At 61.1% G+C, this 26,919-nt stretch carries 26 protein-coding genes; 5 read left to right on the plus strand and 21 right to left on the minus strand.

Annotated elements, in window-relative coordinates:
* Nucleotides 1–22 precede the first annotated feature (22 nt).
* From AQS8620_RS04650 to tatA, 4 genes are read right to left on the minus strand one after another with little or no spacing between them, the layout of a single operon-like run.
* Nucleotides 23–871 carry an ATP-binding protein gene (locus AQS8620_RS04650; protein ID WP_085835695.1) on the minus strand — a complete coding sequence of 283 codons (849 nt, stop codon included), beginning with the start codon at nucleotides 869–871 and terminating at the stop codon, nucleotides 23–25.
* Nucleotides 868–1,752 carry a twin-arginine translocase subunit TatC gene (gene tatC / locus AQS8620_RS04655; protein WP_085835696.1) on the minus strand — a complete coding sequence of 295 codons (885 nt, stop codon included), beginning with the start codon at nucleotides 1,750–1,752 and terminating at the stop codon, nucleotides 868–870. The genes AQS8620_RS04650 and tatC overlap by 4 nt, the downstream gene beginning before the upstream one ends.
* The gene (tatB, locus tag AQS8620_RS04660) at nucleotides 1,749–2,480 is read right to left on the minus strand and encodes a Sec-independent protein translocase protein TatB (RefSeq protein ID WP_085835697.1); all 732 of its coding nucleotides are present in this window, start codon (nucleotides 2,478–2,480) and stop codon (nucleotides 1,749–1,751) included. Before tatB ends, tatC begins: the two co-directional genes overlap by 4 nt.
* A gap of 45 nt (nucleotides 2,481–2,525) precedes the next feature.
* Nucleotides 2,526–2,789 carry a twin-arginine translocase TatA/TatE family subunit gene (tatA, locus tag AQS8620_RS04665; RefSeq protein WP_085835885.1) on the minus strand — a complete coding sequence of 88 codons (264 nt, stop codon included), beginning with the start codon at nucleotides 2,787–2,789 and terminating at the stop codon, nucleotides 2,526–2,528.
* Nucleotides 2,790–2,987: 198 nt separating this feature from the next.
* On the opposite strand from tatA, the gene AQS8620_RS04670 reads away from it, so the two are divergent.
* Nucleotides 2,988–3,698, plus strand: coding sequence for a helix-turn-helix transcriptional regulator (locus tag AQS8620_RS04670; RefSeq protein ID WP_085835698.1), 711 nt, complete (start codon nucleotides 2,988–2,990; stop codon nucleotides 3,696–3,698).
* On the opposite strand, the gene AQS8620_RS04675 is transcribed toward AQS8620_RS04670, so the two are convergent.
* Together AQS8620_RS04675 and AQS8620_RS04680 are read right to left on the minus strand one after the other, a co-directional pair.
* The gene (locus AQS8620_RS04675) at nucleotides 3,695–4,801 is read right to left on the minus strand and encodes an ABC transporter ATP-binding protein (protein WP_370737878.1); all 1,107 of its coding nucleotides are present in this window, start codon (nucleotides 4,799–4,801) and stop codon (nucleotides 3,695–3,697) included. The two genes, AQS8620_RS04670 and AQS8620_RS04675, sit on opposite strands and share 4 nt — an antisense overlap.
* Before the next feature lie 96 nt (nucleotides 4,802–4,897).
* Nucleotides 4,898–5,677 (minus strand): SDR family oxidoreductase, encoded by a 780-nt coding sequence (locus AQS8620_RS04680; protein WP_085835699.1) that lies wholly within the window; start codon nucleotides 5,675–5,677, stop codon nucleotides 4,898–4,900.
* Between the two features lie 517 nt (nucleotides 5,678–6,194).
* Here AQS8620_RS04680 and AQS8620_RS04685 point away from each other — a divergent pair.
* Entirely contained in the window at nucleotides 6,195–7,214 is a 1,020-nt protein-coding gene (locus tag AQS8620_RS04685; protein ID WP_085835887.1) for a Hint domain-containing protein, read from the plus strand.
* Nucleotides 7,215–7,287: 73 nt separating this feature from the next.
* Here the strand turns inward: AQS8620_RS04685 and AQS8620_RS17125 are convergent, their stop codons facing one another.
* Entirely contained in the window at nucleotides 7,288–7,596 is a 309-nt protein-coding gene (locus AQS8620_RS17125; protein ID WP_200809597.1) for a hypothetical protein, read from the minus strand.
* Between the two features lie 133 nt (nucleotides 7,597–7,729).
* On the opposite strand from AQS8620_RS17125, the gene AQS8620_RS04695 reads away from it, so the two are divergent.
* Together AQS8620_RS04695 and AQS8620_RS04700 are read left to right on the plus strand one after the other, a co-directional pair.
* Nucleotides 7,730–8,671: a LysR family transcriptional regulator gene (locus tag AQS8620_RS04695; RefSeq protein WP_085835700.1), complete on the plus strand. Its 942-nt coding sequence runs from the start codon at nucleotides 7,730–7,732 to the stop codon at nucleotides 8,669–8,671.
* A gap of 204 nt (nucleotides 8,672–8,875) precedes the next feature.
* Nucleotides 8,876–10,483 carry a peptide chain release factor 3 gene (locus AQS8620_RS04700; RefSeq protein WP_085835888.1) on the plus strand — a complete coding sequence of 536 codons (1,608 nt, stop codon included), beginning with the start codon at nucleotides 8,876–8,878 and terminating at the stop codon, nucleotides 10,481–10,483.
* A gap of 138 nt (nucleotides 10,484–10,621) precedes the next feature.
* Here the strand turns inward: AQS8620_RS04700 and AQS8620_RS04705 are convergent, their stop codons facing one another.
* Nucleotides 10,622–11,047: an OsmC family peroxiredoxin gene (locus tag AQS8620_RS04705; protein WP_143267421.1), complete on the minus strand. Its 426-nt coding sequence runs from the start codon at nucleotides 11,045–11,047 to the stop codon at nucleotides 10,622–10,624.
* Between the two features lie 293 nt (nucleotides 11,048–11,340).
* On the opposite strand from AQS8620_RS04705, the gene AQS8620_RS04710 reads away from it, so the two are divergent.
* Nucleotides 11,341–12,999, plus strand: a complete 1,659-nt coding sequence (locus tag AQS8620_RS04710) for a DEAD/DEAH box helicase (RefSeq protein WP_085835701.1) — start codon at nucleotides 11,341–11,343, stop codon at nucleotides 12,997–12,999.
* A gap of 149 nt (nucleotides 13,000–13,148) precedes the next feature.
* Here AQS8620_RS04710 and AQS8620_RS04715 read toward each other — a convergent pair whose 3' ends face one another.
* From AQS8620_RS04715 to nuoG, 13 genes are all read right to left on the minus strand, one after another.
* Nucleotides 13,149–14,816 (minus strand): ribonuclease J, encoded by a 1,668-nt coding sequence (locus AQS8620_RS04715; protein ID WP_085835702.1) that lies wholly within the window; start codon nucleotides 14,814–14,816, stop codon nucleotides 13,149–13,151.
* A complete protein-coding gene (locus AQS8620_RS04720) occupies nucleotides 14,813–15,592 on the minus strand; it encodes a type III pantothenate kinase (protein ID WP_085835703.1) in 780 nt (259 codons plus the stop codon). The genes AQS8620_RS04715 and AQS8620_RS04720 overlap by 4 nt, the downstream gene beginning before the upstream one ends.
* Before the next feature lie 30 nt (nucleotides 15,593–15,622).
* A complete protein-coding gene (locus AQS8620_RS04725) occupies nucleotides 15,623–16,336 on the minus strand; it encodes a biotin--[acetyl-CoA-carboxylase] ligase (RefSeq protein WP_268805297.1) in 714 nt (237 codons plus the stop codon).
* Between the two features lie 22 nt (nucleotides 16,337–16,358).
* The gene (gene nuoN / locus AQS8620_RS04730) at nucleotides 16,359–17,798 is read right to left on the minus strand and encodes an NADH-quinone oxidoreductase subunit NuoN (RefSeq protein ID WP_085835705.1); all 1,440 of its coding nucleotides are present in this window, start codon (nucleotides 17,796–17,798) and stop codon (nucleotides 16,359–16,361) included.
* A 10-nt stretch (nucleotides 17,799–17,808) separates the two neighbouring features.
* On the minus strand, nucleotides 17,809–19,347 hold the full coding sequence (locus AQS8620_RS04735) for an NADH-quinone oxidoreductase subunit M (protein ID WP_085835706.1): 1,539 nt from the start codon (nucleotides 19,345–19,347) through the stop codon (nucleotides 17,809–17,811).
* Complete coding sequence (gene nuoL, locus AQS8620_RS04740; RefSeq protein WP_085835707.1) at nucleotides 19,347–21,485, minus strand: NADH-quinone oxidoreductase subunit L; 2,139 nt, start codon at nucleotides 21,483–21,485, stop codon at nucleotides 19,347–19,349. Before nuoL ends, AQS8620_RS04735 begins: the two co-directional genes overlap by 1 nt.
* Before the next feature lie 6 nt (nucleotides 21,486–21,491).
* Entirely contained in the window at nucleotides 21,492–21,797 is a 306-nt protein-coding gene (gene nuoK, locus AQS8620_RS04745) for an NADH-quinone oxidoreductase subunit NuoK (RefSeq protein WP_085835708.1), read from the minus strand.
* A 123-nt stretch (nucleotides 21,798–21,920) separates the two neighbouring features.
* Nucleotides 21,921–22,535, minus strand: a complete 615-nt coding sequence (locus AQS8620_RS04750; RefSeq protein WP_085835709.1) for an NADH-quinone oxidoreductase subunit J — start codon at nucleotides 22,533–22,535, stop codon at nucleotides 21,921–21,923.
* Nucleotides 22,532–22,939, minus strand: a complete 408-nt coding sequence (locus AQS8620_RS04755) for a carboxymuconolactone decarboxylase family protein (protein ID WP_085835710.1) — start codon at nucleotides 22,937–22,939, stop codon at nucleotides 22,532–22,534. The genes AQS8620_RS04750 and AQS8620_RS04755 overlap by 4 nt, the downstream gene beginning before the upstream one ends.
* Nucleotides 22,936–23,433, minus strand: a complete 498-nt coding sequence (gene nuoI / locus AQS8620_RS04760) for an NADH-quinone oxidoreductase subunit NuoI (protein WP_085835711.1) — start codon at nucleotides 23,431–23,433, stop codon at nucleotides 22,936–22,938. The genes AQS8620_RS04755 and nuoI overlap by 4 nt, the downstream gene beginning before the upstream one ends.
* A 1-nt stretch (nucleotide 23,434) precedes the next feature.
* Entirely contained in the window at nucleotides 23,435–24,475 is a 1,041-nt protein-coding gene (gene nuoH / locus AQS8620_RS04765; protein ID WP_085835712.1) for an NADH-quinone oxidoreductase subunit NuoH, read from the minus strand.
* An 11-nt stretch (nucleotides 24,476–24,486) separates the two neighbouring features.
* Entirely contained in the window at nucleotides 24,487–24,855 is a 369-nt protein-coding gene (locus AQS8620_RS04770) for a YNQ4 family lipoprotein (protein WP_085835713.1), read from the minus strand.
* A gap of 44 nt (nucleotides 24,856–24,899) precedes the next feature.
* A complete protein-coding gene (gene nuoG, locus AQS8620_RS04775) occupies nucleotides 24,900–26,918 on the minus strand; it encodes an NADH-quinone oxidoreductase subunit NuoG (protein WP_085835714.1) in 2,019 nt (672 codons plus the stop codon).
* Nucleotide 26,919: the final 1 nt, after the last annotated feature.

A 26,919-nucleotide genomic window follows, 5' to 3' on the forward strand; every position in this document is an offset into this window, starting at 1 on the left:
CGCGCTCTGGGGCGCCTCGCGTTTAACGCAGGGCCACGCCCTTGCGCCCTGCCAGATCGACAAAGAACTGCCAGGCAACCCGACCGGAACGCGCGCCCCGCGTTGCCTGCCATTCGATGGCCTGCGCGCGCAGGTCGTCGTCACTGATTTCGACGCCATAGGCATCGCAATAGCCGCGGATCATTGCGAGATACTCGTCCTGCGTGCAGGGGTGAAAGCCCAACCACAGGCCGAAACGATCCGACAGAGACACTTTTTCCTCGACCGCCTCGCCGGGCGAAATGGCGGTCGAGCGCTCGTTTTCGATCATATCACGCGGCATCAAATGGCGGCGGTTCGACGTGGCATAGAGCAACACGTTGTCAGGGCGTCCCTCGATCCCCCCGTCCAGAACCGCCTTGAGCGACTTGTAGTGCTGATCGTCATGGCTGAAGGACAGATCGTCGCAAAACAGCAGAAACTGCGACTTCGAGGCCCGCAAAAGCCGCATCAAACGGGTCACGGAAGGCAGGTCATCGCGCTGCATTTCAACGATTTTCAAGTCCAGCCCCTGCGCGCGCACGGCAGCGTGAACCGATTTCACCAGCGATGATTTCCCCATACCACGCGCGCCCCAAAGCAGTGCGTTGTTGGCCGGAAGTCCGCGCGCGAATTGCAGCGTATTTTCCAGCAGGGTTTCGCGCGCGCGCCCGACCCCGACCAGCAGGGACAGGTCCACGCGGCTGACCTTGGCGACAGGCACCAGCCGGTCCGGGGCCGTGTGCCAGACAAAAGCCTCGGCCGCGCTGAAATCAGGGGCGGGTTCGGGAGCAGGCGCGAGACGCTCCAGCGCCTGCGCGATGCGCGCCAATGCGACGGTGTCAGAGGTCATAGCTCTTCGTCCTCGTCCAGAATTCCGTCCTCACGCAGCTGTTTGAGACGCTTTTTCTCAACGTAGCGCACCAGCAGGATCGAGATTTCATACAGCCCGTACACCACGCTAAAGAGGATCAGTTGCGTCGTGACCTCCGGCGGGGTCAGCAAGGCTGCAAGCAGCAAAATTGCCACCACGGCATATTTGCGCGTCCCTGCAAGCCCGCGTGACGTGACCAGCCCCGCCTTGCCCATCAGCGTCAGCAAAACCGGCAATTGAAAACACAGACCAAAAGCGACGATCAGCTTGAGCGTAACATCCAGAGTTTCGTTCACCTTGCCCTGAAAAACGATATCGACGCCGGTGCTTGCGGGCGGGGTTGCGCCGGTTGCGCCGCCCAGACTGTCAACGGCGTTGCCCAGAACCGCCGTTACAATCGAGGAGGCATCCGCAAAGCCAAGAAAGAACGACATGGCCAGCGGCGTTACGACGAAATGCGCAAAACAGGCCCCAAGGATAAACAGCACCGGCGAGGCAATGAGAAACGGCAAAAACGCATTCTTTTCCGTCCGATACAGACCCGGCGCGATGAAGCGCCACATCTGGTAGGCAATCACCGGAAAGGACAGGCCAAGGCCAAAAACCATCGAAATACGGATGAGGGTAAAGAAATATTCCTGCGGGGCGGTATATTGCATCACCGGATTGGGATTCCCCAGCGCGCGCATCGAGTTTTCGATTGGAATCAAAAGGATATCCAAGAGAGGCCGCGCCACCGTAAAGGCCACAACCATGCCCACCAAAAAGGCCACGACAGACCAAATGATCCGCGTGCGCAATTCGGCCAAATGTTCAATCAGCGGGGCGGTGCTGTCTTCTAGATCGTCAATCTGGCTCATTGCGAGGGGTCATCCACGGGTTTTGGGGCGGGCGTCTGGGACGCGGCCGCGGCGGGTTTCGCCTTTGTTTTGCGCACGGGCTTGGTGGGGGTTTTGCCCGTCACTTTCTCCATCGCCTGCGCCATCTCGGCCGCATCTTTGACCTTGGGCGTTTTCTTGGTCGCGCGTTTTGCCGCTGATTTCTTTGGCGATTTGGCGGGTCCCTTCGCGGCGGTCCTCTTCGCTGCGGGGGGCTTGGTCGCGGGATCTGCCGGCGCAGCTGCGCCGGGGTCCGCCACAAGCGCAGGTTCATCCGCCAAGGGGTCTGCGTCCAGATCCATGCGGTCGGCTTCGATTTCCGAGGCGACGCGCGCGGCCTCCAGATCCGGGGAGGCCACATCCTTGGGCGCTGTGCCGTCGCTTTTGGCGACCGATGCGCCGATGGTTTGCCCGCCGATGGAATTGCCGCCAACCGGATCCCATTTCTCGAATTTCGAGGCGGCCTTGTTGAGCGCATCCAACCCCATGGCTTTCGGATTTGACACGGATTTCAACGTGTTCGCCGCATCTTTTACGCCGGTTTCATCAGCGGCAGCTTCCATCGCGCGCGAAAACTCACGCGCCATATTTTTGGCGCGGGCCGTAAACCGTCCCAAGGTGCGAAACATCATCGGCAGGTCTTTGGGACCCACCACGATGAGCGCCACAACGCCGATCACGAGTAATTCGGACATGCCGATATCGAACATGCCTGCCGCCTTTCCTTAGGTCTGCTGGTCGCCCGTTCGGGGGACTCAGACCTCTTTTTTCTCTTCGGAGGCAGCCGGGGTCACCAGAGGTGCCGTTTCGGTGCCATGGACGATTTTGGTGTCTGCTGCCGCTTGGGCGGCCTGTTTTTCAGCTTCGATTTCGCTGTCACCGTCATTCACGCCTTTTTTGAAGGCGGTGATGCCTTTGCCGACCTCACCCATCAGCGACGACACTTTGCCGCGACCGAAAAGGACCAGAACGACCACGGCGATCAAAAGCAGGCCGGGGATGCCGATATTGTTGAGCATGTAGATTTCCTCGAAATGGCGCAAAGAGCGCGAAATGCTGTGGGCTTTGATCTAAACGACCTCTCTGCCCTTTGAAAAGCCACAAAACAGTGCGCAGCGGTGCTTGCATAACATTGGCGCGACAGCGTAGCCTCGGGCAAGACAACTGACAGGTTTGTGTCAGTAAATACAAAGCCGGTTTCTGCCCCTGCGAGGACCATGCCCGCCCCCACGCCTCCCACATCCGCGCCCCGCGCGCGCGCGGCCAAATCCGCAAGCCCCGCCCGCGCCGAGCGCCTGTCGCGTCTGGTGAAAGCCCTGCAGGACGGCGCGGTTCATAGTGCCAGCGATCTGGCGCGCGCGCTTGGCGTGAGCGCGCGCACCATCTGGCGTGACATGGACGTGCTGCGCGCCGCCGGTTTCAGCCTCAGCGGCACGCGCGGCGCGGGCTATCGCCTGACCCCCACGATCCAGTTGCCAGCGCTGCATGTGACATTGGCCGAACTTGAGGCGCTGCATCTGGCGCTGGCGATCCTGTCGGAGGCGGCAGATGCCGATCTGGCTCAGGCCGCCGCAGGACTGGCCAGCAAGATCGACGATGGGCTGCCGGAACAGGCGGCGATGAGCGCCCCGCACCCGCGCGGCTTTTCCCTTCATCCTTTCGCCAGCCCCAGCGCGGCGGCGCGTCACATCCCGCTGCTGCGCGCCGCCATTCGCGAACGCCGTGTGTTGCGGGCGCGCTTAAAACAGGCGGACGGCACGCGTGTGACACGGCTCATCCACCCGCAATCAATTGAATATATGGGGAAACTTTGGCGTGTGATCTTTTGGTCGGTCGAAGATACAACCCCGATGTCCCTGCGCGTGGACCAGATCGACAGCCTCATCGACACGGGCGCCGCCTTTGGCGCCCCCCCGCAGGACGGCTAAAGCGGCTCGCTGGCAAAGACAAAACACCGCTCGCGGCGCAGCATCAGCCAGAGCGGCGTGCCGACCTTGGGCAAAAACACACTTGGCACCGTCGCGGTCAGGATCGAGCCATCGTAATCCATGCGAAACTCCACAAGGCTTTCGCGCCCCATGAACCGCGCGCGCTCGACGATGCCGCGGGCAGGCACCCCGTCTTGCGCCGTCGGATTCGGCCCGCGTCCCGCGCGATCAAAGTCGATGCGCAGATGCTGGGGGCGCACAACGATATCCACCGGCGTGCCGTCGCCATACCCCGGCGCAAGGAATTCGCCAAAGGGCGTGCTGACCAAAGCCCCCTGCACCGTTCCCTTGATCACATTGATATCGCTAAAAAACATCGCGGCGCGCTTGTCGACGGGCGCGTTGTAAATATTGTAGGGCGCGCCCTGTTGCACGATCCGGCCATCCCGCATGAGGGCGATTTCATCGGCCATGCGCATCGCCTCGTCGGGCTCATGCGTGACCAAAAGCACCGCCGTGCCTTCGGCCTTCAACACATCCAAGGTCGTGTCGCGAATTTCGTCCTTGAGCCGTTCGTCGAGGCCTGAAAACGGCTCGTCCATCAGCATGATCGACGGTTTAGGCGCAAGCGCGCGCGCAAGCGCCACCCGTTGCTGCTCGCCGCCCGAAAGTTCGTGAGGAAAGGAATCGATGGCCCGCGCCAGATCCACTTTCTTTAACAGTTCCAGAACCTTACCACGCTTTTCGCCTTTGCGCCCCGTCAACCCGAAGGCAACGTTTTGCAGCACCGAAAGATGGGGGAACAGCGCGAAATCCTGAAACATCAACCCGATGGAGCGCCCTTCGGGCGGCACACGGTGGATCGTGTCGCAGACCAGCTGGCCATCGACGTAAATCTCGCCCGCGTCCTGCATATCCACGCCGGCAATGATGCGCAGCGTGGTGGATTTACCGCAGCCGGACGGTCCCAAAAGGCAGGTCACCTGGCCCGGCATCACCCGCAAGGACACGCCGTCCACCACATCCCGCCCGCCAAAGCTGCGACGGATATCGCGGATTTCCAGACGCGGTTGCGGCGCGCTCACTTGGTCGGGCTGAGGCAAGGCAAGAAGTTCCTGAGCAAAGTCATCGGCTTTTTCCACTACCAGCGCGGCCGTGCAAGCGCAACTCCCGCCCCGCCGCCAGCGCCGCGCAGGCCCTTAGAAAGTTGCGTTGATCGCGCCGCCGTCGAGCAGGATATTCTGCCCCACCATGAAGCCTGCATGTTGCGAGCACAGATAGGCACAGGTCGCGCCGAATTCCTGTGGGGTGCCGTAGCGCCCTGCCGGAATATCTTTGCACTGCGCGGCCTTAGCCTGTTCGCGGGTGATGCCTTGTCGCTCGGCGGTGCCGGTGTCGCGGGCCAGCGTGCGGTTGGTATCATGGCTCCCGGGCAGCAGGTTGTTGATCGTCACGCCCTTGGGCGCAACCTGGCGCGCTGTGCCGGCCACAAAGCCCGTAAGCCCCGTGCGCGCGGAATTCGACAGGCCCAGCGCCGCGATCGGCGCCTTGACCGACTGGCTGGTGATATTGACCACGCGGCCCCAGCCCTGCGCCATCATCCCCGGCAAGAACGCCTGCATCAGCGCGATGGGGGCCAGCATATTGGCATCAAGGGCGCGGATGAAATCGTCGCGGTCCCAGTCGTTCCACAGCCCCGGAGGCGGGCCGCCCGCATTTGTGACAAGAATGTCGAGCGTCCCGCAGGCGGCGATCACCCGCTCCTGCCCCTTCGGGTTTGAAATATCGGCGGCCACAGCCGTGACCTCAACGCCATACGCGGCGCGAATCCGCTCGGCGCTGGCCTCAAGCGCCTCCGTCCCGCGCGCGTTCATCACCAGATTCACCCCCGCCGCGGCCAGTGCTTCGGCACAGCCAAGGCCCAAGCCCTTGGAGGATGCGCAGACCAATGCGCGCTTGTTGGCAATTCCCAGATCCATGATCCGACCCCTTTTTTAACAAACAGCCTGTGGTCCTATGGCTACCCGTGCCGGCGCGGCGCGTCCAGAGGGGGGCACAGGTGCCGATGACGCGCGGCATCAAACAGGGCGCGCGACACAGAGCTGATTCGCGTTCAGAGGCGAATCGGGCGACGCCTGAGGGGGCAAAGCGGCGCAGATTGACCGGAACCAGCGGGGATACGGGCGGATCTGTCGCACAAAACCGCGCTGTTTCTGGTCCGTTTCTGCGCCGCGGATCCGGCGCGCGGGTCCCATTGTGCCCGCAAAGCCCCTAAATCCTGCCATATTCGAGCCATTGTCACCCGTTATTCCTCAATCTCAGGACGAGGAAAGTTCTGTGTAAGAGTAAAGAGGGCGTTCATTGCAAGACCTTAGCCATTTCCTTAACATGAACCTTACCGTGGCGGTGGGGTGCGACGGGCAGACTCGGCGTGCAACGGATGTTGCGCCCGACGAGACCGAGCAGCCGCTAACCTGCCAAGGGGAGCTGCCTGATATGAGTTTGGACATTACAAAAAACCATCTGCCGACCCAGAGCCTGCCCGTGTATCGCGCGGGCGCCTTTCGGGTGACCAATGGCGTGAACCTGGGCGATCCGATTTCGGATGCCTCGGAACTGTCGCTGGATGATGTGTACGGCATGGCAACGGATGCGCTTGCATTGCCGTTGACGGTCAACCTGTCCGATGTCGACAATGGTCTCACGATTGCCCCGAGCAGCGAAGTCGGCACGCCGGGTGCGCAGATCCATCTCGACTGCTGTCTCACCCTGATGACCCCTGACGGTGCGACCGTCGAGGCGCTCGTTGTGGTCGAAACCAAAGGCGGGATGATCGAAGAGGTCTATCTTTTGCCCTTCGCCGCGCTCCATCCCCTTACGGATTACGCCCTTGTGCGCATCGACACCGAAGATGCGCGGCGCAAGCTGGCCGAAGTCGCCTGTGTCAGCTTCACGCGTGGCACGTTGATCACCCTGGCCAACGGTTTGCAAAAGCGCATCGAAGAACTTGCGATCGGGGATCGTGTGCTGACCCGCAATTCCGGCCCCCAAGAGGTGCGCTGGATCGGCCATCAAACCGTGCGTGCCAGCGGGGCCTTTGCCCCGATCATCATCCGCAAGGGCGCGCTCAACAACGCCAACGACCTGACCGTCAGCCCCAACCACCGGCTGTTCGTCTACCAGCGGCGCGACCAGACCGGCACGGGCAAGACCGAACTTCTGATCAAGGCCCGCTTGCTGGTGAACGGCACCTCCGTGGTGCAATCGGACGGCGGCTTTGTCGATTATTTCCAGTTGATGTTCGACAATCACGAAATCATCTACGCCGAAGGCATCGCCGCCGAGAGCCTGTTTGTGGACACGCGCGTCACACCGTTTTTGCCCGCGGACATCCGCGATCAGGTCGAGCTGCCCTTGCAGGGAATGCGCGAGGGGGCGGGGGCTTTCGAATTGCGCGACGGGTTGATCGACGCATTTGTTGCCGCCGACCTGCTGCGCGCGTCCTCGGCCTGCTGAAGGCAGATCCCCATCCAGGAAAACGGGGCGCTCGCAAGAGGCGCCCCGTTTTTATGTCCTCACGTTTGACGCGTTAGAACCGCGGGCAATAGGCCGTGCCATCCGCGCGCTTGGGGGCTTCCATCAACGCGCCGTCCGCGCCTGTGCACACGGCCGTGCCAGCGGGAAAACTTTGTGCTTCGGTTTGGCCAAGCGGCGTCTGGTTCACGGCAGCCTTGCCGCCTTTGACCGCCAGCTTGCCCGCCCCGACCGCACCTTTCGCCGCCAGTTTTCCGGTACCAACGACACCGTCGACCATCAACTCGCCTGCTTGTTGACGCGAGCAGGCGGTGAGCCCCAGCATCGAGAGGCCAAGTGCTGCACATAGGATCATTCGGGTCATCATATCAATCGTCCTTCCAAACAGGCGGGGCTCACCAAAAGCGCCCTTCAGTGCCTATCATATAGGGCGCGCCCCAATATAAGCAAAACGATTAATCATTGACTTTCAAGTGAATTTATCTTATGGATGATCCATGGACATCACCCTGCTCAAAACCTTTATCGAGGTCGCGCATACCGGCTCGTTCAAAGCGGCCTCAGACCGCTTGTTCGTCACGCAATCGGCGGTCTCCCTACGGGTGCAGCGGATTGAAACCACGCTTGGCAAAGCGCTGTTTGCGCGTTCCAAAGCGGGGGCAGAGCTGACCCCCGCCGGGCGCGAGTTTGAAAAATATGCCGTCTCCCTGATCAAACTCTGGGAAGAGGCCCGCCAGCAGATCGCGATTCCCCAAGGTTACAGCCAAAGCCTGTCCATCGGGGCGCAATATTCGCTTTGGCCGCGCCTCGGGTTTCGCTGGCTGGATGCCTTGCAAGCGGACAGCCCACAGCTCAGCATCCGGACGGAGATGGGGATGCCGGACCGGTTGATGCGCTTTCTGATCGAAGGATCGGTGCAGGTCGCCTTGATGTACACACCACAGTTTCGCCCCGGATTGCGGGTGGAAAAACTGATGGAAGACGAATTGGTGATGGTGGCCTCATGGCCCGATCCGACGCTGGATGTCGCCGGGCGCTACAGCTTTGTCGATTGGGGGCCGGAGTTTGTTCACGCCCATGCCAGCGCCCTGCCCCATCTCACCAGTCCGGGGCTGACGCACGGTCTGGAAGCGATGGTCGCGGAATATATGATCCAGCGCCAATGTGCAGGCTACCTGCCAGCGCGTTACGTCATGCGCTATCTTGAGGAGGGCCGCCTGCACCTGGTGCCCGACGCGCCCCTGTTTCCCTATCCCGTCTACGCGGTTTGGCGCGACGATCTTGACCCCGATGTCACCCGCGCCGCCCGCAGTGCCCTGCAGCGCGTTGTGAGCGCCGTCGATGCGACCCAAGGCGCGATCCTGGACGAGCTGCGCGACCTTAGCGAGGACGCCACTCTGGAAATCCTTGGCCAAGGCGCCCCCCCTCCGCAAGACTGACGCCAGGCACACAGGCCCGCGGCCCTTTTGCGCCAGCGGACCGGCGGCGCGCGCAGGGGCGCTCCGGGGTGCTGGCAGCGGGAAAATACCGCGCTCTGCGGGACTGGCACACGCGGGTATCGCCGCGCGGCCAGCGCGGTGCAAAACAGGGCGCAGGCGCCTTCGCGTCTTGCCCCACGCCCGCCCGCATTGTACATGCAGCCCATGACACAGACCGCTCCCTCCGCCTCCGCCCTTCCGCCCGAGATTGCTCGTCGGCGGACCTTTGCGATCATTTCCCACCCCGATGCCGGCAAGACCACGCTGACGGAGAAATTCCTGCTGTTTGGCGGGGCGATCCAGATGGCGGGTCAGGTGCGGGCCAAGGGCGAAGCGCGGCGCACCCGTTCGGACTTTATGCAGATGGAAAAGGACCGCGGGATTTCCGTGTCCGCCTCGGCCATGTCCTTTGAATATGGCACCTATCGCTTCAATCTTGTGGACACGCCCGGCCACTCGGATTTCTCCGAGGATACCTATCGCACGCTGACGGCTGTGGATGCGGCCGTTATGGTGATTGACGGGGCCAAGGGCGTCGAAAGCCAGACGCAAAAGCTGTTCGAAGTCTGCCGTTTGCGCGATCTGCCGATCCTGACCTTTTGTAACAAAATGGACCGCGAAAGCCGCGACACCTTTGAAATCATTGACGAGATTCAGGAAAATCTGGCAATTGACGTCACCCCTGCAAGCTGGCCCATCGGGGTCGGGCGCGACTTTTTGGGCTGTTATGACATCCTGCACGACCGCCTCGAACTGATGGATCGCGCAGATCGCAACCGCGTCGCTGAAAGCATTTCCATCAACGGCCTCGATGACCCTAAACTGGCCGACCATATCCCCGCGCCGATGCTTGCCAAGCTGCGCGAAGAGGTCGAAATGGCGCGCGAACTGATGCCGACCTTTGACCACAAGGCGGTGCTTGAGGGCACGATGACGCCGATCTGGTTCGGCTCTGCGATCAATTCCTTTGGTGTGAAAGAGCTGATGGACGGGATCGCGCAATTCGGCCCCGAACCGCAAACCCAATCTGCCAGCCCGCGCAACATTGCCGCCGACGAGAAAAAAGTCATGGGCTTCGTGTTCAAGGTGCAGGCCAATATGGACCCCAAGCACCGCGACCGCGTGGCCTTCGTGCGCCTTGCCTCGGGGCATTTCGAACGCGGCATGAAACTGACCCATGTGCGCACGAAAAAGCCGATGGCGATCACCAATCCGGTGCTGTTTCTGGCCTCCGACCGCGAATTGGCCGAAGAGGCTTGGGCGGGTGACATCATGGGCATCCCCAACCACGGCCAGCTTCGGATCGGCGACACGCTGACCGAGGGCGAGGCGATCAGCGTCACGGGGATCCCGTCTTTCGCGCCCGAATTGCTGCAAAATGTGCGCGCGGGCGACCCGATGAAGGCCAAACACCTTGAAAAGGCGCTGATGCAATTCGCCGAGGAAGGCGCTGCCAAAGTGTTCAAACCCTCGATCGGCTCGGGCTTTATCGTCGGGGTCGTGGGCGCGCTGCAATTCGAAGTGCTCGCCAGCCGCATCGAGCTGGAATACGGGCTGCCCGTGCGCTTTGAACCCTCGCAGTTTACGTCTGCGCGCTGGGTCACGGGACCAAAGGACAAGGTCGAAGCCTTCGTCAAAGCCAATCCCCAGCACATCAGCACGGACCATGACGGCGATGTGGTCTTCCTCACGCGCTTGCAGTGGGACATCGACCGCGTCCTGCGCGACCATCCCGAACTCACGCTTTCGGCAACCAAGGAAATGGTGGCCTGATCCCCGGATCGCACAGCCGATCCCGGCCTCCCGCTCCTTGATCAAGCGCCATGCCCGGGTATAACGGGGGGCAGATTGCCACAGAAAAAGGGGCCACAGGGGCCCCTTTTGTCATTGGTCTGGCTTGCGCGCTTGGGATCAGGCGGCGGAAACCTTGGCGTCCATCGTGATTTCACAGCTCAAAACCGCCGACACCGGACAACCCGTTTCGGCCTCTTTCGCGCAGGCCATCACCGTGTCTTCGTCGCCATCCGACTGGATCGACACATCAAGATGGGCCTTCACGATTTTCGGGCCATCGTCCATCGACAGGGAAATTGTCGACGTGGTCTCGACCTTGGCCACTTTGATGCCTTTGCCGCTGAGAATATTGGACAGCGCCATCGAAAAACAGGCCGCATGCGCCGCACCGATCAGCTCTTCGGGGTTGGTGCCCGGCTGGCCATCAAAGCGCGTGTTGAACCCGTAGGGGTTGGAGGAAAGCGCACCGGATTGGGTGGAAACCTTGCCCGTGCCCTCTTTGAGATTGCCTTGCCAGATCGCGGAACCATGTTTGGTGATCATGTTAAACTCCATATTGGCGAGGGCAAAGCAATGCCTTGCGCACCCGCTGTGCGGCGCACCCTGCACGGGCCGCCATGTTACGCAGCCCAACCCGTGGCCGGGCGGAAGGTTCCCTGCGAATTTTTACGAAACCTGCACGATATCGTGCTAGATTGCCGCTCGGATTGACCTTTGCGGGATTCTGCGGTAGCACCGCGCCACTTGAGGGTCATTTTGTGCAAAGACGCACTTTCGCCGCTTCCCTCGCTGACGTTACGGGCCAGAAATCGTGTCCGTAAAACATCCGGATACATATGACAAAATTTTCTGATCTGAACTTGGACCCCAAGGTTCTCAAGGCCATCGTCGAGGCGGGGTACGAAACCCCCACCCCCATTCAGGCCGGTGCCATCCCCCCTGCGCTCGAGGGCCGCGACGTGCTTGGCATCGCGCAGACCGGGACGGGCAAGACCGCGTCCTTCACCCTGCCGATGATCACGATGCTCGCCAAGGGCCGGGCGCGTGCGCGCATGCCGCGCAGCCTTGTGCTGTGCCCCACGCGCGAACTCGCCGCGCAGGTTGCCGAAAACTTCGACACCTACACCAAACACCTCAAGCTCACCAAAGCCCTGCTGATCGGCGGCGTGTCGTTCAAAGAACAGGACATGCTGATCGACCGCGGCGTGGACGTGCTGATCTGTACCCCCGGTCGTTTGCTCGACCATTTCGAGCGCGGCAAACTGCTGCTGACCGGCGTGCAAATCATGGTGGTCGACGAGGCCGACCGGATGCTCGACATGGGGTTCATTCCCGATATCGAGCGCATCTTTTCGCTCACCCCCTTCACCCGCCAGACCCTGTTCTTTTCGGCCACGATGGCACCGGAAATCGAGCGGATCACCAATACTTTCCTGTCGGCCCCGGCCCGCATCGAAGTCGCCCGTCAGGCGACCTCGGGCGAAAACATTGCCCAGAGCGTGGTGATGTTCAAAGCCTCGCGCAAGGACCGCGCCGCGACCGAAAAACGCAACGTTCTGCGCGCGCTGATCGATGCCGAGGGCGAGAAAATGACCAACGGCATCATTTTCTGCAACCGCAAGGCGGATGTGGATATCGTGTCGAAATCGCTGGTCAAATACGGCTATGACGCCGCGCCGATCCATGGCGACCTCGACCAGTCGCAACGCACCCGCACGCTGGACGGTTTTCGCGCAGGCACGCTGAAAATCCTTGTGGCCTCCGATGTTGCCGCGCGCGGCCTCGATGTGCCTTCGGTGAGCCATGTGTTCAACTTCGACGTTCCCGGCCATGCCGAGGACTATGTGCACCGCATCGGTCGTACCGGCCGTGCAGGGCGCGATGGCAAAGCCATCATGATCTGCGAGCCGCGCGACGAGAAAAACTTTGAAGATGTTGAACGCCTGATCGCCAAGGAGATCCCGCGCCTCGACAATCCGATTGCCAAAACCAAAACCGCCGCGAAATCTACCGCTGCGAAATCGACCACAGCGCCCGCAAAAGAAACGCAAGATCAGGCGACAGATCAAGCAAGCGCGCAGACCACGGGCGATCAGGCGGTTGAAACCGCGCCCGAGGGCGATTCGCCCAAGCCGCGCAGCAGCTCCTCGCGCTCGCGGTCCCGCTCGCGCTCCAAGTCCAAAGCCAAGACCGAGGCTGCGCCGGAAACGACCAGCGACGCGCTTGCGCAAGAGACCCCTGCCGCCGCCAGCCAGGATGCCCCCAAAGACGCGCCCAAAGCTGTCGAGAAAGAGGCCGCAAACGCCGATCACAGCCAGAGCCATCACCACGGCTCCGACACCAGCCGCAGCAGCAGCAGCAGCCGGTCCTCATCCTCGCGCAGTTCCACCTCGCGCGGGCGCAGTGATTACAACGACCGCAACACGGTGGTGGGCTTGGGCGACCATCTGCCCGACTTTATCGCCCTCAGCTTTGACGAACGCGCCGCAGGGTAATCCCCGCGCGCCAAATCTGAACGCCGCTCAGAAAGCCGCTGCACCGAAAGGTCGGCGGCTTTTTCATGCGCCCTGCCCGGCACCGCTCAGGCACAAAAAAGCCGCCCCCTTCACATAGAAGCGGGCGGCATTCAGACGTGCAGGCCGGCTTATTCGCTCAGGCGCGAAATCACGATCTGCACTTCGGCTTTCTTGCCAACCTCGTCATTGGTGGTGCGGCGGATCACGCGCCGCATTTCTTCTTCGAGCTTGTCATCATCGGCCAGCGTTTTGCGCGCGGCGCGTTGCAAGAACTGGTTGAGGTCGGCCTCAAGCACCTCGACCAGCGGCGCGCGCGACGTGCCATTGGCGGGCAAGCCCATGGTTTCACACCAGCAATCGCCCAAGGGCGCATCGTCTTCGATGATGATTGTCGCCACCACCAATCCGTTCAGCGCCAGCCGGATACGGTCGCGCACAACCCCGTCCAATGCGCCGATCTGTACCGAACCATCCAGATAGGTGCGCCCCGTTTCGACGAATTCGACCACCTTGGGGGTCTCTCCCGCAAGGTCCACACCCGTGCCATTGGGGGCGAGGACCGACTGCAGGCCGTTCTCTGCCGCCAGTTTGCAATGTTCGCGCAGGTGACGGTGTTCGCCATGCATCGGCACCACGATCTGCGGTTTGACCGCCTTGTGCATCGTGCTCAGATCAGGGCGGTTGGCGTGGCCCGAGACGTGGTAGAGACCGCCGCGATCATCAATCACATCGACGCCCATTTCCGAAAAGGCGTTCACGATCCGCGCCACAGACATTTCATTGCCCGGAATGGTTTTGGACGAAAAGATGACCGTGTCGCCCTCTTGCATCTTGAGGCCAAGGTATTTGCCCCGGCTCAGCTGCGCCGTGGCGGCGCGGCGTTCGCCCTGCGACCCCGTGGTCAGCAGCATGAGGTTCTCGCGCGGCACCGACCCTGCATCTTCGGGGCTGATGGTCGAGGGGAAATCTTCGATGATGCCCGTTTCGATACCCGCCGTGACCATGCGGCGCATGGCGCGCCCCATCAACACCACCGAGCGGCCCGCCTTTTCCCCGGCGCGCGCAAGGGTGCGCACGCGGGCGATATTGGAGGCAAAGGTCGTCGCCGCGATCATGCCGCGCGAATTGGCAACCAATGCGTTGAGCGGCTCGATCACTTCGCTTTCCGAGCGACCGGCATGGGGAGAAAAGACATTGGTAGAGTCACAGACCAGTGCTTTGACACCGGCTTTGGAAATCTCTTCCCACATCTCGCGGTCGAATTTCTCGCCCACGACGGGGGTTTCGTCGACTTTGAAATCGCCCGTGTGCACGATCCGGCCCGCAGGCGTGTCGATGACCAAAGCCGAGCTTTCGGGAATGGAGTGGGACACAGGTGCAAAGCCGACCGTAAAGGGGCCGGTCTGGATGGTTTCGGGCCAGACGCCGACGGTTTTGATCTGCATCTCGTCGTGGCCGCGCTCTTCGAATTTCAGGCGCGCGATATGGGCGGTAAATTTACGCGCATAGATCGGGGCCTTGAGGCGCGGCCAAAGCAGGCCGACAGCGCCGACGTGATCCTCATGGGCGTGGGTGATAAAGATCGCTTCGATCCGATCGGCGCGCGCTTCGAGCCATTCGATGTCAGCAAAGATCAGATCAACACCGGGGGTGCCGTCCATATCCGGAAAGGTCACGCCCAGATCGACCACGATCAGGCGTTCCTGACCGGCCGGACCGTAGCCATAGACATAGCAGTTCATGCCGATTTCACCGGCGCCGCCAAGGGGGAGATAAAGTAGTCGCTCAATGCTCATAATGTGCCGAGGTCCTTGTTATATTTGTGGATGACCGTCAGGCCGTGGATGGTCAGATATTCGTCAAATGTGTCAAAGAGGGTATCGCCCTGTTCGAACAGCGGCGCAAGGCCACCCGTTGCAATCACACGCATGGGACGGTCGTATTCGGCTTTGATCCGCGCGCAAATCTCGCGCACCAGACCGACATAGCCCCAAAACACCCCGCTTTGCATACAGGCGACCGTGTTGGTGCCAATCACATCCGCAGGTTTGGTGATATCGACATGCGGCAAGGCCGCTGCCGCCTCGTGCAGCGCTTGCAGGCTCAGGTTGACGCCCGGCGCAATCACCCCGCCCACATAGGCCCCATCGGCGGCAACCACATCAAAGGTGGTTGCTGTGCCGAAATCCACCACGATCAAATCGCCGCCGTAGCGGTCATAGGCCCCTGCCGTATTGACCAGCCGGTCCGGTCCGACGGTGGTGCCCGCATCAACGCGCGGTGCCATGGGCAGGGCGCATTCGGGCTTGCCCACGACCACGGGGCGGCAGTTGAAATAGCGGTTGCACAGCACGCGCAGGTTGAACACGACGCGCGGCACGGTGGAGGAAATGATCGCCTCGGTGATATCGGCCTCGATGCCCTGAAAGCGCATCAAGGTCGACAGCCAGACATAATATTGATCACCGGTGCGCTGGTGCTCGGTGGACGTGCGCCATGTGGCGATAAAGCTGTCACCGTCCCAAATGGAAAACACCGTATTGGTGTTGCCGGTGTCGATACACAAAAGCATGTGCCCTCCGATCGGCCCCGTCTGGGCCGTTTAGAAAAAGACGTCCGCGGCGGGCAAAGCCAGCCTACCGCGCGACATGGACAGGATAAGATTGCCCTGCGCATCAACCGTCTCGAAGGTGCCGTGGAACTCTTCGGTCGCGGTGCGCGCGCGGATCGGCTGGCCCAGACGGGCAGCGCGATTCAGCCAGGCTTGGCGCAGCGGCGCAAAACCATAGGTCACAAACTGCGACTCCCAGCGGGCAAAGGCGGCCGCGAGCGGTGTCAGGAAATCCGTGGGCGTCACCAGCGCACCGGTTTCGGTGACCAGATCGACGGGGCTGACCGCGCCCGGCTCGACCTGCGCGGCGGCGGGGGCGGCGACCAGATTGACACCAATGCCGATGAACAGATGCGGGCCGGATTGTTCCAGCAGGATGCCCGCGACCTTGCCGCCGTTGAGCAGCACGTCGTTGGGCCATTTCAGCGCAAAGCTTTCGCTGCGCCCGCTGACGGCGACAAAGGCGTCAAACAGCGCCAGAGCGGCGGCAAAACTGCGCAAGGCGAAATCTGCGGGCGTGCCGGTCGGACGCATGACCAATGTGGCGGCGAAATTGCCGCGCGGCATGGTCCAGGCCCGCCCGCGCCGCCCGTGGCCCGCGGTTTGCTCAAGGGCGAGAATCCATTCGGGCGCTTGCAAAGAAGCCGCCACGCGGGCGGCCTCTTTCATGGTGCTATCGGTCGTGTTCAGGATACGTCGCCCCACCGCATGCGGCCACTCTGTCGCCTCAGCGGACAAGGGATTCAGCCGCAGTGGCCGCCATGTCCCCGACACCGAACAGGTTGATCACCGCGATCAGCATCAGCGCCCCCCCGATGAGCGTCGCAAGCGCGGCGACCGAGCGTTGGGGTTTGTCGAGGGCTTCGGTTTCGGCGCCAAAGAACATGTAGTAGACGATCCGCAGGTAGTAATAGGCCCCGACAACTGAGGCGATCACGCCCAGTGTTGCAAGCCAGATATGGCCGGCGTTGACCGAAGCCTCGAGCACGGCGAATTTGCCGAAAAAGCCGAGGAAGGGCGGCACACCCGCCAGCGACAGCATCAAGGCCATCACCGCCAGCGCGCGGCCCAGATCATTGCGCCAGTAAAGGTTGAGCGCGCGGATATCCACGATAGGCTGCCCGTCGCGCTCCATGGTGAGGATAAAGGCAAAGGTGCCGATGTTCATCGTGACGTAGATCGCCATGTAGATCAGCATCGCCGACACGCCGGCCTCGGTCCCTGCCGCAAGCCCCAGCAGCGCAAAGCCCATGTGCACGATGGACGAATAGGCCATCAGGCGTTTGATGTTGTACTGGCCGATCGCCGCGAAGGCGCCAAGGAACATCGAGGCGACCGCGATCACACCGACGACCTGCGTCCACTGGTCGGTCACATTGCCAAAGGCATCGAACATCACCCGCGCAAAGAGACCCATCGCCGCGACTTTCGGCGCGGTTGCGAAAAAGGCGGTGACGGGCGTCGGCGCGCCTTCGTAAACATCCGGCGTCCACATGTGGAACGGCACGGCCGACACTTTGAACGCAAGGCCGGTGATCACGAAGACAAGGCCGAACAGCAGGCCGGTCGAAATTTCGCCCTCGGTGGCGACAGAGGCGATTCCGGCGAAATCCGTGGTACCGGCGAAACCGTAGGTCAGCGAGCAGCCGTAAAGCAACAGGCCGGAGGACAAAGCGCCAAGCACGAAGTACTTCAGGCCCGCTTCGGTGGATTTGACGGAGTCACGGCGGAAAGAGGCGATGATATAGAGCGAGAGCGACATCAGCTCGAGCCCCATGTAGAGGGTCATCAGGTTGCCCGCAGAGACCATGATCATCATCCCGACCGTCGCAAGCGCCACGATCACCGGGTATTCAAAGCGCAGCAGGTCGCGTTTTTCGAGATAGGCCACCGAGATCGCCAGCACCCCTGCCCCGGAGAGCAGGATGGTGACCTTGGCAAAGCGCGCAAAGGCGTCTTCGATGAACAGACCGTTGAAGGCGACCGTATCGGCGCCGCCGCTCAGCGCGATGATGCCCGCAAGCACGACGAAGACCCCCGCCGTCACCCAGGTCAACAGGGGCGCGGCCTTGTCCTTGCTGGTATAGACCGCGAACAGCAAACCGGCCATGGCATAGAGCGCGAGGAGGACCTCGGGCAGAACTGCGGAGAAATCAGCGGATGTCATGTCCGTCCCCTTAGTGAGCGGCAGGAGCTGCGGCCAGATCGGCCGGAACTGCTGCTGCGTGGTTTTCAAGAAGGTTGGCAACCGCCGGACCCGTCACATCGGTGACAAGGCTCGGGTAGACCCCCAGCAAAATGGTCATGGCGACGAGCGGCGCAAAGATCGCCTTTTCGCGCAACGAAAGATCGGTGATCGCCTTCAGGCTTTCCTTGATCAGATCGCCCATCACGACGCGGCGATAGAGCCACAGCCCGTAAGCCGCCGAGAAGATCACACCGCTGGTCGCAATCGCCGCCACCCAGGTGTTGGCCTGGAACATGCCCATGAGCGTCAGGAATTCACCGACGAACCCCGAGGTGCCGGGAAGGCCGACGTTGGCCATGGTGAAGAACATGAAGATCAGCGCGTATTTGGGCATCCGGTTCACAAGACCGCCATAGGCGTCGATCTCGCGGGTGTGCATCCGGTCGTAGATCACGCCGACACAAAGGAACAGCGCGCCGGAAATGAACCCGTGGGAGATCATCTGGAAGATGGCACCGTCAAGCCCCTGTTGGTTCAGCGAAAAGATCCCCGCCGTCACGTAGCCCATGTGGGCCACCGAGGAATAGGCGATCAGCTTTTTCATGTCCTCCTGCACCAGCGCCACAAGCGAGGTGTAGACGATGGCAATGGCCGACAGCCACAGCACCATGGGCGCAAAGATTTCCGAGGCCATGGGGAACATCGGCAGGCTGAAGCGCAGGAAGCCGTAGCCACCCATTTTCAGCAGGATCGCCGCCAGAACCACCGAGCCTGCGGTCGGCGCTTGCACGTGGGCATCGGGAAGCCAGGTGTGCACGGGCCACATCGGCATCTTCACCGCAAAAGAGGCAAAGAAGGCGAGGAAGGCCAGGGACTGCATCCCGCCCGTCAGCGACATGCCCAGCACCGTGATGGGCGAGGTCGAGAAATCATGCGCGAGCAGAGTCACGATATCCGTGGTCCCCGCATCGACATACATCGCAATCATCGCCACCAGCATCAGCACCGAGCCAAGGAAGGTGTAGAGGAAGAATTTGAACGTTGCGTAGATGCGGTTCACGCCCCCCCAGATCCCGATGATCAGGAACATGGGGATCAGGCCGGCTTCGAAGAACACGTAAAAGAGCACCAGATCGAGCGCCGAGAACACGCCAAGCATCAGCGTTTCAAGCAGCAGGAAGGCGATCATATATTCCTTGACGCGCAGCTTCACATCCCATGCCGACCAGATGACCAGCGGCATGAGGAAGGTGGTGAGCATGACAAAGAGAACCGAAATGCCATCGACGCCCATTTTATACTGGAAGCCCATGATCCATTCCGCCTGTTCGACGAATTGGAAACCGGTGTTCGAAGAGTCGTATTGCGCGATCAGGAACAGCGACACCACGAAGGTGGCAAGCGTGGCAAACAGCGCCAGGCGCTTGGCGCCAAGCTGTGCCGCGGCGTCGTCACCGCGCAGGAAAATGGCCAGAATGAGCGCCGCGATTGCGGGCAAGAAGGTGATAATCGACAGGAGGTTATCCATTATTCGGCTCCTCCGCCGATCGACATCCAGGTAATCAAGATCGCAATCCCCAAGACCATCGCGAATGCGTAAGTGAACAGGTAGCCGGACTGTGCGCGGCCCGCGAGGCGGGTGAAGAAGGGCACGATGCCCATCGCCAGACCGTTAATCCCGCCGTCAATCGTCGCTGTGTCGCCCTTTTTCCAAAGGAAGCGGCCAAGCGCGAGGGCCGGACGGATAAAGATGAAATTATACAACTCGTCGAAGTACCATTTGTTGAGCAGGAATTTGTAAAGCGGCTCCTGGTTCTTCGCCAGACGCGCAGGCAGCGTCGGGTTCACGATATACATCAGATAGGCAAGGCCCAGACCGATCAGCATCGCGACAAAGGGCGACACTTTCACCCAAGCCGGCGAATGGTGCGCATCGTCGATCACCGTGTTGTCGGCGGCCATAAAGATCGCGCCCTGCGGCGCTTCGCCGATCACCGCATGTGCGGCCTCAGACGTCGCGTGATCCGCTTGGGCCATCGCCGCCGCGCCCTCGACCGTGTCGGCCTCTGCACCGGTCTGCGCCGCATGACTATCGACAACCGCGTGATCCCCGCCTTCGGCCAGCGTTTCCTCGTGATGCACCGGCATCCCGAAGAAGGCATTCATCTTGTCATGATCGCCAAAGAAGGAATTGTACCACAGCATCCCCGAGAAGATCGCGCCAAGCGCCAGGACACCCATCGGCACCAGCATGACCATCGGGCTCTCATGCGCATGGTCATGGGCGTGATGATCGCCCCGCGCCTCGCCGAAAAACGTCATAAAGATCAGACGCCACGAGTAGAAGGACGTGAACAGCGCCGCAACGACCAGCATCCAGAAGGCATAGGAGCCCCCGCCCGCAAAGGCGCTTTCGATGATCGCGTCTTTGGACAGGAACCCTGCAAAGCCGATATGGGTCAGCGGAATACCGACACCGGTAATCGCCAGCGTCCCGATCACCATCATCCAGAAGGTAAAGGGGATCTTTTTGCGAAGACCGCCGTAGTTGCGCATGTCCTGCTCGTGATGCATCGCATGGATCACCGACCCCGCGCCAAGGAACAGCATCGCCTTGAAGAAGGCGTGGGTCAGCAGGTGGAACATCGCCACGCCGTAGACGCCCGATCCGGCGGCCACGAACATATAGCCAAGCTGCGAACAGGTCGAATAGGCGATCACGCGCTTGATGTCGTTTTGTACAAGGCCAACGGTCGCGGCAAAAAAGGCCGTGGTCGCGCCAAGATAGACGATGAACTGCTTGGTTTGCGGGGCATATTCCATGAGCGGCGACATGCGGCACACAAGGAACACACCCGCCGTCACCATGGTGGCAGCGTGGATCAGCGCCGACACAGGTGTCGGGCCTTCCATCGCGTCGGGCAACCATGTGTGGAGCAAAAGCTGCGCCGATTTCCCCATCGCACCGATGAACAGCAACAGCGCCAGCAGGTTCGCCGCGTTCCAGTCGGTCCACAGGAAATGCAACTGCGTTTGCGCAATGCTTGGCGCTGCCGCGAAGATATCGTCAAACTTGATGCTGTCGGTCAGGAAAAACAGACCGAAGATACCAAGCGCAAAGCCGAAGTCCCCCACGCGATTGACCACAAAGGCTTTCATCGCGGCGGCATTGGCAGAGGGCTTTTTGTAGTAAAAGCCGATCAGCAGGTAGGAGGCGACCCCCACCCCTTCCCAACCAAAGAACATCTGCACGAGGTTGTCGGAGGTCACGAGCATGAGCATCGCGAAGGTAAAGAACGACAGATAGGCAAAGAAGCGCGCGCGGTAGGGCTCGGCATCGGAGAAGTTCTCGTCATGGGCCATGTAGCCAAGCGAGTAGATATGCACCAGCGCCGACACGGTATTGACCACGATCAACATGATGCAGGTCAGGCGGTCAAGCCGGATACCCCAGCTTGTCGACAGCGAGCCGCTGTCGATCCAGCGCAGGATTTCAATATGTTGCGTCGTGCCGTTAAAGCTAAGGAAAGTGATCCACGACAAAAGAGCCGCCAGCAACAGCAGACCTGTGGTCAGATATTGCGCGCCCTTCTCGCCAATGATCCGCCAGCCGAAACCGGCGATCAGCGCGCCCAACAGCGGGGCAAAGAGGATGATGGAAGTCATAGGTCCTTACCCTTTCATCACGTTGACGTCTTCGACGTCGATCGTGCCGCGGTTGCGGAAGAAGCTGACCAGAATGGCCAGACCGATGGCCGCTTCGGCGGCGGCAACGGTCAGCACAAACATGGTAAAAATCTGCCCGACGAGATCACCGAGGAACGAAGAGAAGGCGACGAGGTTGATATTGACCGACAGCAGAATAAGCTCGATCGACATCAAAATGATGATGACGTTCTTCCGGTTGAGGAAGATCCCGAAAATGCCGATGACAAACAGCGCCGCTGCCACCGTCAGGTAATGTTCAAGTCCGACCATGTCGTCCCTCGTGTTCTGTTCTCTTGCTGCGAGGCGGATGCCCCGTGGCGGTGTCATCGGGCGGGGGCGCGTGTTCGTCCCCGTCAGTTTTCAAAACCCCAAAGGCGGGGCGGTGTCAGGGACTTACAGCCCCTGCCCCGGTTTGATGTCTTTCATTTCCATCGTCTTGGCCGGATCGCGCCACATCTGGTGCAGCACGTTTTGGCGCTTGACGTCAACGCGGTGACGCATGGTCAACACGATGGCCCCGACCATCGCCACCAGCAGGATCAGCGCCGCGGTCTGGAAGAGGAAAAGATAGTCGGTGTACATCACCTGCCCCAAAGCGGCGGTGTTTTGTACCTGGCTCGGATCGGGGGTCACCGACGCGCGCAGGCCCATCGCCCCCTCGGAGGTCGTCCAGGCGCCATACACCAAGGCAAGCTGCATCAGGATCACCAGACCGATGAGCAGCGCGAGGGGCATATATTGCGCCATTTCGGCCTTCAGCTCGGCGAAATCGACATCCAGCATCATCACCACAAAGAGGAAGAGCACCGCAACGGCGCCGACGTAGACGATGATCAAAAGCATGGCGACGAATTCCGCCCCCAGCAGCACAAAAAGCCCCGCCGAGGAGAGAAACGCGAGGATCAACCACAACACCGAATGGACGGGGTTGCGCGACACCACCGTGAAGAGGCCAGCGACCACAACCACGAAGGCAAAGACATAAAAAGCGAAATCCGCGACACTCACTTGGGTTGCTCCTCATTCTCGGCAAAGACGCTTTGGGCAAGCCCCAGCGCCTTGTTCATTGCGGGCAAACCGCCCAGCATCGACATTTGATAGATCACTTCCGCGATCTCCTTTTGGGTGGCACCAGCGGTCAGAGCATGGCGCACCGTCATCTTGAAGGGCATTTCCGCCTGCGCGCCTTGGGCCGTCAGCCCCGCGAGCACGACCAAAAGCCGCGTCTTACTATCCAAACCGTCCTTGTTGAAAGACGTGCCCCAAAGCATGTCCATGTAATCCTTGGACATTGTCGGGAACAACTTATCGAATGCAGGGGCCTGAAACGTCTCCATCGCAGGGTTGAAGGAGGCGGCCATTTTTTGACCGCTTTCCATCATCTGTTCGAAAAGCTTGGAAAAATCGGTCATCTGTAGGGCGCATCCAATTCGAGGTTGCGCGCGATCTCGGCTTCCCAGCGCGCGCCGTTGTCGAGCAGTTTGTCCTTGTCATAGAACAGCTCTTCGCGGGTCTCGGTGGAAAATTCAAAGTTCGGGCCTTCGACGATGGCATCCACCGGACAGGCTTCCTGACAGAAACCGCAGTAGATGCATTTGGTCATGTCGATGTCATAGCGCGTCGTGCGGCGCGACCCGTCGTCGCGCGGTTCGGCATCGATGGTGATCGCCTGCGCGGGGCAAATCGCTTCGCAGAGTTTACAGGCGATGCAGCGCTCTTCCCCGTTGGGGTAGCGGCGCAACGCATGTTCGCCGCGAAAACGAGGCGAAAGCGGCCCCTTTTCATGCGGGTAGTTCAGCGTATCGGCAGGGCGGAAGAAATGCTTCATCCCCACTTTGAAACCGGCCCAGACATCCTGAAGAAGGAAGTATTTGACCGCGCGGGTGTAGTCGATCTGTTGTGCCATATCAGCCTCCGATAACCCAGCGGGCATAGGCCCCGCCAAATGCGCCAAACTGGGCGAAGAATGCGACGATCACGACCCAAGCCAGCGAGAGCGGCAGGAAGACTTTCCAACCGATGCGCATCAGCTGGTCGTAGCGATAGCGCGGGGTGGTCGCCTTCACGAGCGCGAACACAAAGAAGGCGGCGAGCATTTTGAGGATGAACCACAGCACCCCGTCGGGCAGGCCCGGAATGGGCGACAACCAACCGCCAAAGAACAACAGCGAGATGAGCGCGCACATCAGAACCACTGCCGTCAATTCACCGATCATGAACAACAGGAAGGGGGTCGAGGAATATTCCACCTGATAGCCAGCCACCAGTTCGGATTCCGCTTCGGGAAGGTCGAAGGGCGGGCGGTTCGTTTCCGCAAGCGCGGAGATGAAGAACAGGAAGACCATCGGGAAATGCGGCAGCCAGTACCACGAGAACAGACCAAAGCGGCCGTCTTGCGCCAGAACGATGTCGCCAAAATTCATCGAACCGGTGGAGATGATCACACCGATGATGATCAGGCCGATGGAGACCTCATAGGAAATCATCTGCGCCGCAGAGCGCAACGAGCCAAGGAAAGGGTATTTCGAGTTCGACGCCCAACCGCCCATGATCACGCCGTAAACCTCAAGCGAGGAAATGGCGAAGACATAGAGGATGGCAACGTTGATATTGGCCACGACCCAACCGTCGCTCCACGGGATCACGGCCCAGGCCACGATCGCACAGACGAAAGAAATCATCGGCGCAAGGAAGAAGACAAAGCGATCCGCACCCGCAGGCACGACGATCTCTTTGACCACATATTTCAGCAAATCCGCGAAGGATTGCAGCAGGCCAAAGACGCCCACCACGTTCGGACCCTTGCGCATCTGGACAGCCGCCCAGATTTTGCGATCCCCGTACATGAGGAACGCAAGCCCGATAAACAGCGGGATAATGACCAATAGGGCTTGTCCGAGAATCGTCAGAGCGATGCCCAAATTGGTTGTCGTGAAAAATTCGACCATGTCTTAGCCTCTCACACCGTCGGTATTCCGTTTTCCGCGCAGTTTTGCACAACCACTTCGGCATCCAAAGTTCGCAAACCGCGGGGCAGGTCTGGCGAGATGGTGTAAACAGCATCCGCCCGCCAAATACCACCCTCTTGCGACACATTTGTCCGCACGTGGCGCGCAAATCCATAACCACGGATCAGCGTATATTGGGCCGCCGCGCATTGCGCGTAATCGGCGACCGTTGTCGTATCCGCATCGCCGCGCGCGGCGACACGAAAGTTCACAAGATCCCCGTCCAAAAGCAGGGTTTCCACCCCCCCGTAGACGGTCGTTTGCGGGGCCCGCGCGACGCTGGCCCCCGTCGTTGTCTCGGGCGCACAGGCTGCGAGCATGACCAAAGCGGTCAGCCCGGCAGCCGGATATGCGCCCGACAGTCTCACTCTGCGGCCAGCGGCGCGGCGCTGCGCGCTTTGGCCTGCGCGGAACACTCGGCCATCGTCTGGCTGGCCCGCGCAATCGGGTTGGTCATGTAGAAATCCTTGACCAGCGTGCGGAAGGTGGCCGTTGCAGGCTCTTGCAGCGCCACAGGCGACCAATCGTTCTGGGCGACCGCGTCGATGGCGGCCAGATGCGGGACAGCCTCGACCAGCTTGCTGCGCAGCTGCGCAAGGCTGTCAAACGGCAGCGTCTCCCCGATTTCCGCCGACAGGGCGCGCAGGATCGCCCAGTTTTCCTTGGCTTCGCCCGGCGGGAAGGAGGCGCGCATCGCCAGTTGCGGACGGCCTTCGGTGTTGACGAAAAGGCCGTTTTCCTCCGTGTAGGCCGCGCCCGGAAGGATCAGATCGGCGCGATGCGCGCCACGATCCCCGTGCGAGCCCTGGTAAATCACAAAGGGACCGGCAGCGATTTCGACTTCGTCCGCACCAAGGTTGTAGACCACATCGGCCCCCTCAAGCGCAGCCGTCAGCCCGCCCTCGGTAACCGCGCCCACATCCATCGCCCCGACGCGTGCCGCAGCCGTGTGCAGGATCATCAGTTTGGACTTCGTGGCCTCGGCAAGTTTCATCGCTTGCGACAGCACCGCCGCGCCATCGGCCTCTTGCAAGGCAGCCTGGCCGACGATGATCAGCGATGGCACATCAAGCACTCCGCCAAAGGTCTTTTTGTTGAGATCCACAAGCGCCGCGCGATCCGTACCGACATGGGCGTAGTCATAGGTCAGATCGACCGCCTCGCCCACAAGCCCGATTTCGGCGCCATTGGTCCATGCCTTGCGAATACGCGCGTTGATCACCGGCGCCTCGACACGGGGGTTCGTGCCGATGAGCTGGATGAATTTCGCGCTGTCGATGTCTTCGATGGTCGCCGTGCCGACATAGCCCGAGCGGTTGCCAGCGGGCAGCTTCGCGCCATCGGTGCGGCATTCGATTTTGCCGCCAAGACTGTCCACAAGCGCCTTGAGCGCAAAACTTGCCTCGACGGGGGCAAGATCCCCGACCAGAGCCGCGACCTTCTTGCCGCGCATGGCGGCGGCGGCGGCGGCGAGCGCCTCGTCCCAACCGGCTTTGCGCAGCTTGCCGTTTTCACGGATGTAGGGGGTATCCAGACGCTGGCGGCGCAGACCATCCCAGATGAAGCGCGTCTTGTCGGAAATCCATTCCTCGTTCACCCCGTCGTGGTTGCGCGGCAAAATGCGCATCACTTCACGCCCCTTGGTGTCGACCCGGATGTTCGAGCCGACCGCATCCATCACGTCGATGGACTCGGTTTTGGACAGCTCCCAAGGACGCGCCGTAAAGGCATAGGGTTTGGAGGTCAGCGCGCCGACGGGGCACAGGTCGATGATGTTGCCCTGAAGGTTGGAGTCGAGCGTCTGGTTCAGATAGCTGGTGATTTCCGCATCCTCGCCGCGACCGGTCTGGCCCATCTGGGTGATCCCCGCCACCTCGGAGGTAAAGCGCACGCAGCGGGTGCAGGAAATGCACCGCGTCATGGTCGTGGCAACCAGCGGCCCGAGATCGAGGTCTTCAGAGGCGCGTTTTGGTTCGCGATACCGCGAGAAGTCCACGCCGTAAGCCATTGCCTGGTCTTGCAAATCACACTCGCCGCCCTGATCGCAGATCGGGCAATCGAGCGGGTGGTTGATCAGCAGGAATTCCATCACGCCTTCGCGGGCCTTTTTGACCATGGGCGAGTTCGTCTTGACCACAGGCGGCGCGCCATCGGGACCGGGGCGCATGTCCTTGACCTGCATCGCGCAAGAGGCGGCGGGTTTGGGCGGGCCACCGACGACCTCGACCAGACACATGCGGCAGTTGCCGGCGATCGACAGGCGCTCGTGATAGCAGAAGCGCGGCACTTCGATCCCTGCGACCTCGCAGGCCTGAAGGATGGTCATAGCCGGATCGACTTCGATCTCTTTGCCGTCGATGATGAGTTTGCGCAAATCTGCCATT

The organism is Aquimixticola soesokkakensis, assembly GCF_900172375.1.
In the GTDB taxonomy this organism is placed as follows: domain Bacteria; phylum Pseudomonadota; class Alphaproteobacteria; order Rhodobacterales; family Rhodobacteraceae; genus Aquimixticola; species Aquimixticola soesokkakensis.

Coding starts and splice junctions, on each gene's coding strand:
- nuoH (WP_085835712.1), bottom strand. CDS start 24,475: ATGGTCGAATTTTTCACGACAACCAATTTGGGCATCGCTCTGACGATT.
- AQS8620_RS04700 (WP_085835888.1), top strand. CDS start 8,876: ATGACACAGACCGCTCCCTCCGCCTCCGCCCTTCCGCCCGAGATTGCT.
- AQS8620_RS04670 (WP_085835698.1), top strand. CDS start 2,988: ATGCCCGCCCCCACGCCTCCCACATCCGCGCCCCGCGCGCGCGCGGCC.
- AQS8620_RS04710 (WP_085835701.1), top strand. CDS start 11,341: ATGACAAAATTTTCTGATCTGAACTTGGACCCCAAGGTTCTCAAGGCC.
- AQS8620_RS04705 (WP_143267421.1), bottom strand. CDS start 11,047: ATGATCACCAAACATGGTTCCGCGATCTGGCAAGGCAATCTCAAAGAG.
- nuoI (WP_085835711.1), bottom strand. CDS start 23,433: ATGGCACAACAGATCGACTACACCCGCGCGGTCAAATACTTCCTTCTT.
- nuoN (WP_085835705.1), bottom strand. CDS start 17,798: ATGACATCCGCTGATTTCTCCGCAGTTCTGCCCGAGGTCCTCCTCGCG.
- AQS8620_RS04755 (WP_085835710.1), bottom strand. CDS start 22,939: ATGACCGATTTTTCCAAGCTTTTCGAACAGATGATGGAAAGCGGTCAA.
- AQS8620_RS04720 (WP_085835703.1), bottom strand. CDS start 15,592: ATGCTTTTGTGTATCGACACCGGCAACACCAATACGGTGTTTTCCATT.
- nuoL (WP_085835707.1), bottom strand. CDS start 21,485: ATGACTTCCATCATCCTCTTTGCCCCGCTGTTGGGCGCGCTGATCGCC.
- AQS8620_RS04695 (WP_085835700.1), top strand. CDS start 7,730: ATGGACATCACCCTGCTCAAAACCTTTATCGAGGTCGCGCATACCGGC.
- tatB (WP_085835697.1), bottom strand. CDS start 2,480: ATGTTCGATATCGGCATGTCCGAATTACTCGTGATCGGCGTTGTGGCG.
- tatC (WP_085835696.1), bottom strand. CDS start 1,752: ATGAGCCAGATTGACGATCTAGAAGACAGCACCGCCCCGCTGATTGAA.
- nuoG (WP_085835714.1), bottom strand. CDS start 26,918: ATGGCAGATTTGCGCAAACTCATCATCGACGGCAAAGAGATCGAAGTC.
- AQS8620_RS04735 (WP_085835706.1), bottom strand. CDS start 19,347: ATGGATAACCTCCTGTCGATTATCACCTTCTTGCCCGCAATCGCGGCG.
- AQS8620_RS17125 (WP_200809597.1), bottom strand. CDS start 7,596: ATGACCCGAATGATCCTATGTGCAGCACTTGGCCTCTCGATGCTGGGG.
- AQS8620_RS04715 (WP_085835702.1), bottom strand. CDS start 14,816: ATGAGCATTGAGCGACTACTTTATCTCCCCCTTGGCGGCGCCGGTGAA.
- AQS8620_RS04650 (WP_085835695.1), bottom strand. CDS start 871: ATGACCTCTGACACCGTCGCATTGGCGCGCATCGCGCAGGCGCTGGAG.
- AQS8620_RS04680 (WP_085835699.1), bottom strand. CDS start 5,677: ATGGATCTGGGAATTGCCAACAAGCGCGCATTGGTCTGCGCATCCTCC.
- tatA (WP_085835885.1), bottom strand. CDS start 2,789: ATGCTCAACAATATCGGCATCCCCGGCCTGCTTTTGATCGCCGTGGTC.
- nuoK (WP_085835708.1), bottom strand. CDS start 21,797: ATGGTCGGACTTGAACATTACCTGACGGTGGCAGCGGCGCTGTTTGTC.
- AQS8620_RS04770 (WP_085835713.1), bottom strand. CDS start 24,855: ATGCTCGCAGCCTGTGCGCCCGAGACAACGACGGGGGCCAGCGTCGCG.
- AQS8620_RS04685 (WP_085835887.1), top strand. CDS start 6,195: ATGAGTTTGGACATTACAAAAAACCATCTGCCGACCCAGAGCCTGCCC.